At 55.0% G+C, this 3,777-nt stretch carries 6 protein-coding genes; all 6 read right to left on the bottom strand.

Going from position 1 to position 3,777, the window contains the following annotated elements; all coding sequences use genetic code 11:
* On the bottom strand, positions 1 to 150 hold a 150-nt coding region (locus H5T64_13375), incomplete at its 3' end, for an SgcQ protein (protein MBC7265324.1).
* A 74-nt stretch (positions 151 to 224) separates the two neighbouring features.
* Positions 225 to 1,322 (bottom strand): M28 family peptidase, encoded by a 1,098-nt coding sequence (locus H5T64_13370; GenBank protein MBC7265323.1) that lies wholly within the window; start codon positions 1,320 to 1,322, stop codon positions 225 to 227.
* A 116-nt stretch (positions 1,323 to 1,438) separates the two neighbouring features.
* Positions 1,439 to 2,737, bottom strand: a complete 1,299-nt coding sequence (locus H5T64_13365; GenBank protein ID MBC7265322.1) for a PTS galactitol transporter subunit IIC — start codon at positions 2,735 to 2,737, stop codon at positions 1,439 to 1,441.
* A gap of 25 nt (positions 2,738 to 2,762) precedes the next feature.
* Entirely contained in the window at positions 2,763 to 3,074 is a 312-nt protein-coding gene (locus tag H5T64_13360; protein MBC7265321.1) for a PTS sugar transporter subunit IIB, read from the bottom strand.
* A 15-nt stretch (positions 3,075 to 3,089) separates the two neighbouring features.
* Positions 3,090 to 3,602 carry a hypothetical protein gene (locus H5T64_13355; protein MBC7265320.1) on the bottom strand — a complete coding sequence of 171 codons (513 nt, stop codon included), beginning with the start codon at positions 3,600 to 3,602 and terminating at the stop codon, positions 3,090 to 3,092.
* Positions 3,603 to 3,668: 66 nt separating this feature from the next.
* Positions 3,669 to 3,777 (bottom strand): transcriptional regulator (locus tag H5T64_13350; protein ID MBC7265319.1); only part of this gene is annotated, 109 nt, incomplete at its 5' end.

Here is a 3,777-nt window from a genome sequence, read left to right as displayed (position 1 = left end):
CAGGGCTAATAAGTCTTCGCGGGCGCGCTCGCAAACCCAGGCCAGGCCCTTCTGTGGGTCATAACCCGGATCACCAGGCAGCGCCCGCAAGTGACACATCCCAATGATTGGCTTCTCGACCCCGAACAAATCTCTAATCCACGATTTCATTCGCTACCTTTTCCTGTTCCTTTTGCGTTATCTTCTGCAAATGCCAGAGGGTAGTTAGGTTCTTTTCGGATAGTTTATCCTCTACTTAAGTCTACCTCAGGTGTGAAGGCACGGGCGATCGCCTCCACCAATCGAATCGTTTGCACTATATCTGTCTCATGACACACCTGAATAGCGGCGTGACTGTAACGTTGCGGAATGGAGAGCCCGGCGATGACGTAGCCGCGCTCACCAAGATAGAGTTGGAAGGCCGGGTCGGTGATGACGCCCACGATCACTTCGCGTTGCAAGGGGATGCCCTCCGTTTCCGCCGTTGCCTCGATGAAGCGGCGCAGTTTCGGCGAGGAGAACAGCCCGCCGAGGGTGCCACGCCCATGAAAGTCCATCATCTTGATCGCCGGGCCCCGACGCAATGCCACCGGTTGCAATGGTTTGTCGATAGGTGTGTCGGTGGCGATGGTGATGTCGAGAGAAATGATGGCGTCAGGTCTGGTCGCCGTTACCGTTGGCAATGAGCCACGGATGCTGAACTCCTCTAACACGGTGAATGAGAAAACCAACGTACACGGTGGACGATTTTTTGTCAGAGCCATGAGTGTCTCGAGCAAAACGAAAACACCGGCACGATTGTCCAGCGCCTTCGAGCAAATGGTTCCATCGCCAAAACGATGGAAGTTGGGGTGATACGTGACCGGATCGCCAACTCGGACCCCGGCTTGTTCGACCGCCTCGCGGCTGGTCAGCCCGAGATCAACAAACATCTCGTGCACACTTGGAACTTTGTATTTCTCGTCTGCTTCCGTGATGTGATGGGACTTCGTGCCAATATAGCCGGGTATTAACCGCCCGTCGTCGAGCAGCACATCAACGCGCTGACCTAGCAGGCTTTTCTCTGGCATCCCGCCGACGCGTTCGATCAGCAGGAAGCCATCGGCAGTAATGTTGCGGACAATCAGACCGATTTCGTCCATGTGGGCCTGGAGCATAAGACGATAATCTGGGTACTGGGCGCCTTTCAGGATTCCGATCACATTACCCAAATTATCCACAGTTACTTCGTCGACCAAGCCTTTGATCCTATCACGCACAAAGGCGGTCATAAGATCTTCACGACCGGAGACGGCGTGGATAGCACAGAGTGCTTCGAGCAAATTCCAATCAATCTTTTCCATATACTGTCTCTCAGAAGGATAGTACGGGCTGAAAAAAATCTTAATTAAGAGCGAAAGATAAGTGCAGGCTGGAGAAAGGGCAATTGCCCTTTCTCCAGCAGAGGGATATTCAGTTACTAACGCCCGAAGATCAGCCTGGTGATCGTGGTCAGCACCCAGGCGATCCAGTTGCCGCCGGAGAGACCTGTGATCTGAACGGCGCCCTCGGGAATCGCATAGCCGATGCTCTTGGCGATCTGGGTCAGTAGCGGGGCAAATGCGCTCGAAATGTACAGCACCATGGTCATGATGATGATGCCGTACAGAACGGAGCGGAAGAAGTTGCCACGCGTCAATGGCGGGACCATGCAGACAAAGAAGGCGGTAGCGGCGAGGTCTGCCGCCGGCAAAGTGGTGTTGCCTGGCAGGATAGCAGCGAGCAGCAGCGTGATCGGGATCAGCAGGATGCCTGCCGCGATGGTGATCGGGTGCCCGATTAGGATGGCCGAGTCCAAGCCGATATAGAACTCACGGCCAGCGAAGCGCTTTTGCATGAAGGCACGGGCAGCCTCGGAGAGCGGCGTTAGTCCTTCCATGAAGATAGCGATGATGCGCGGGATCAGCAGCATCACTGCCGCCATCTGGACAGCCAGCATAAGCACCTTGCCAAGCACCTGTGTGCCGGTCATACCGCCCGGATTGATACCATAGGCCAGGATGCCGAACAGCAGGCCCAGAATGGCGCCCATAATGATCGGCTGGCCGAACACGCCCAAGCGCTTCTGGATCGTCTCGGAGTCCCAGTAGATATCGCGCAGTCCAGGGATCTTCTCCACGATCGCATTCAGGATCTTGATGATCGGAACGCTGGTGATAGCCCAGCCCTGGGGGATGGAGACACCGGGCAGGCGGAAGAACTCCTGCACGTCCTTGGCGGTCCAGTCGCCGATGAGCAAGGCGGCGATGGCATGGATGGCGGCCGCGATCAAGCCCAGCACCAGATTTCCACCGCTCACCAGATAGACCAGTGAACCGGTGAAAGCGTAGTGCCAGTAGTTCCACAAGTCGACGTTCAGGGTCTTCGTCCAGCGGAACACCAGCATAATCAAGTTCACAGCCAGCGCCACTATGAAGACTAGCGAGCCGACTGCGGTGCCGAAGGCGATGGCGGCAGCAACACCCCAGCCGACGTCAAGCGAATTGAGCTGCAGACCAGTCGCCTTGACCAGTGCATCCGTGGCAGGACCCAGGGCCTCGAACAGCAGGCTGATCACCAGGCTAAGGCCGATGAAACCAACTCCAACGGTGACTGATGCGATGAAGGCACGTTCGATCTTTTGTCCTAGGATCAGCCCCAAAATGAAGATCACGATCGGCAGCATCACCGGCGAACCTAGGCCAGTCAGGAAATTAAAAATAGACTGAATCGCTTGCATTGGCATCCTCCTTTTGGATTTGAGATTACGGTTTTCCAGAATCGTTGGTTTTCAGAATGGTTTCTATTCTATCGACCACCTCCTTCATCCCAATTCCGGTCAAAAATGGGATTCCATCAATGATGGGGATATCAATGTTAAACGGCACTTGCGCGGTGGCGACGACCAGATCCGCATCTGCGGCAAAACTCGGTACCTCTGGCACACGGCACTGGACAGTGTGAACCTTGAGGCCGCGCTCCTCGAGTAGTTCTTTGACCTTGAGGGCAACGTGAGTCGATGTGGCAATCGCTGTCCCGCAGGCGACGACGATTTTGTAGATTTTCTCTGAAGGCATGCTGCTCGGCATTGGCTACTCTCTAGCGAAAAGATCGCGGAATGTGGTCTCGAACATCCAGATGTCGTACTCATAGGCGTCATCAAACGGCGGCGGGACAACGGCGAGCAGGCGAAATTTGCCTGCCTCCAACTCTTCTTTGAACTTCTCCATGACGTTCCCCGGGTTGCCATACTGCGAGTGGACGACGATCGTCTCGGTGTGATCCGCATCTTTCAGAACCTCGAGGAGCGTTTCTGTCTCCGGCGTTACAGAAGCGGGTTCGCAGATGGCGACGGTATATTTGCCTGGCGACGATGCCAAAACATCCACCTGGATATGCTGGTCCCCCACCATCAGTGAGGGAAGGACGTAAATATCCTGCTCGCCGCGTTTCTGCATGGCCCGGCTGATGTAGAAACGGAAGATATGACGAAGATGAGCGTCCTCATGTGGGGGCTTCGGGATAGCAGTGCGAAAGGCCACATAGGTTTCTGTTTGTCCAGGCTGCACCTTATACGCGGCTTGTGGATCGACTCTAAGTTCCATTGTACTTTCCTCCAGGATTATCTAAATTCACGCAGAAGTATGCCCTGCAATACGTGATATTGTGCCTTACACCAACTCAACGGTCAATTCCGCCTCGCGCAACCGTTCCAGCATAGCCGGCGGAATGCCCCGATCTGTAATGAGCACGTCCACTTCACTCAGATCACATACTTTG

Source organism: Chloroflexota bacterium, from assembly GCA_014360825.1.
Taxonomy (GTDB): Bacteria; Chloroflexota; Anaerolineae; order UBA2200; family JACIWT01; genus JACIWT01.
This window is presented reverse-complemented; position numbering and strand designations above follow the sequence as displayed.

Coding starts and splice junctions, on each gene's coding strand:
- H5T64_13370 (MBC7265323.1), bottom strand. CDS start 1,322: ATGGAAAAGATTGATTGGAATTTGCTCGAAGCACTCTGTGCTATCCAC.
- H5T64_13365 (MBC7265322.1), bottom strand. CDS start 2,737: ATGCAAGCGATTCAGTCTATTTTTAATTTCCTGACTGGCCTAGGTTCG.
- H5T64_13360 (MBC7265321.1), bottom strand. CDS start 3,074: ATGCCTTCAGAGAAAATCTACAAAATCGTCGTCGCCTGCGGGACAGCG.
- H5T64_13355 (MBC7265320.1), bottom strand. CDS start 3,602: ATGGAACTTAGAGTCGATCCACAAGCCGCGTATAAGGTGCAGCCTGGA.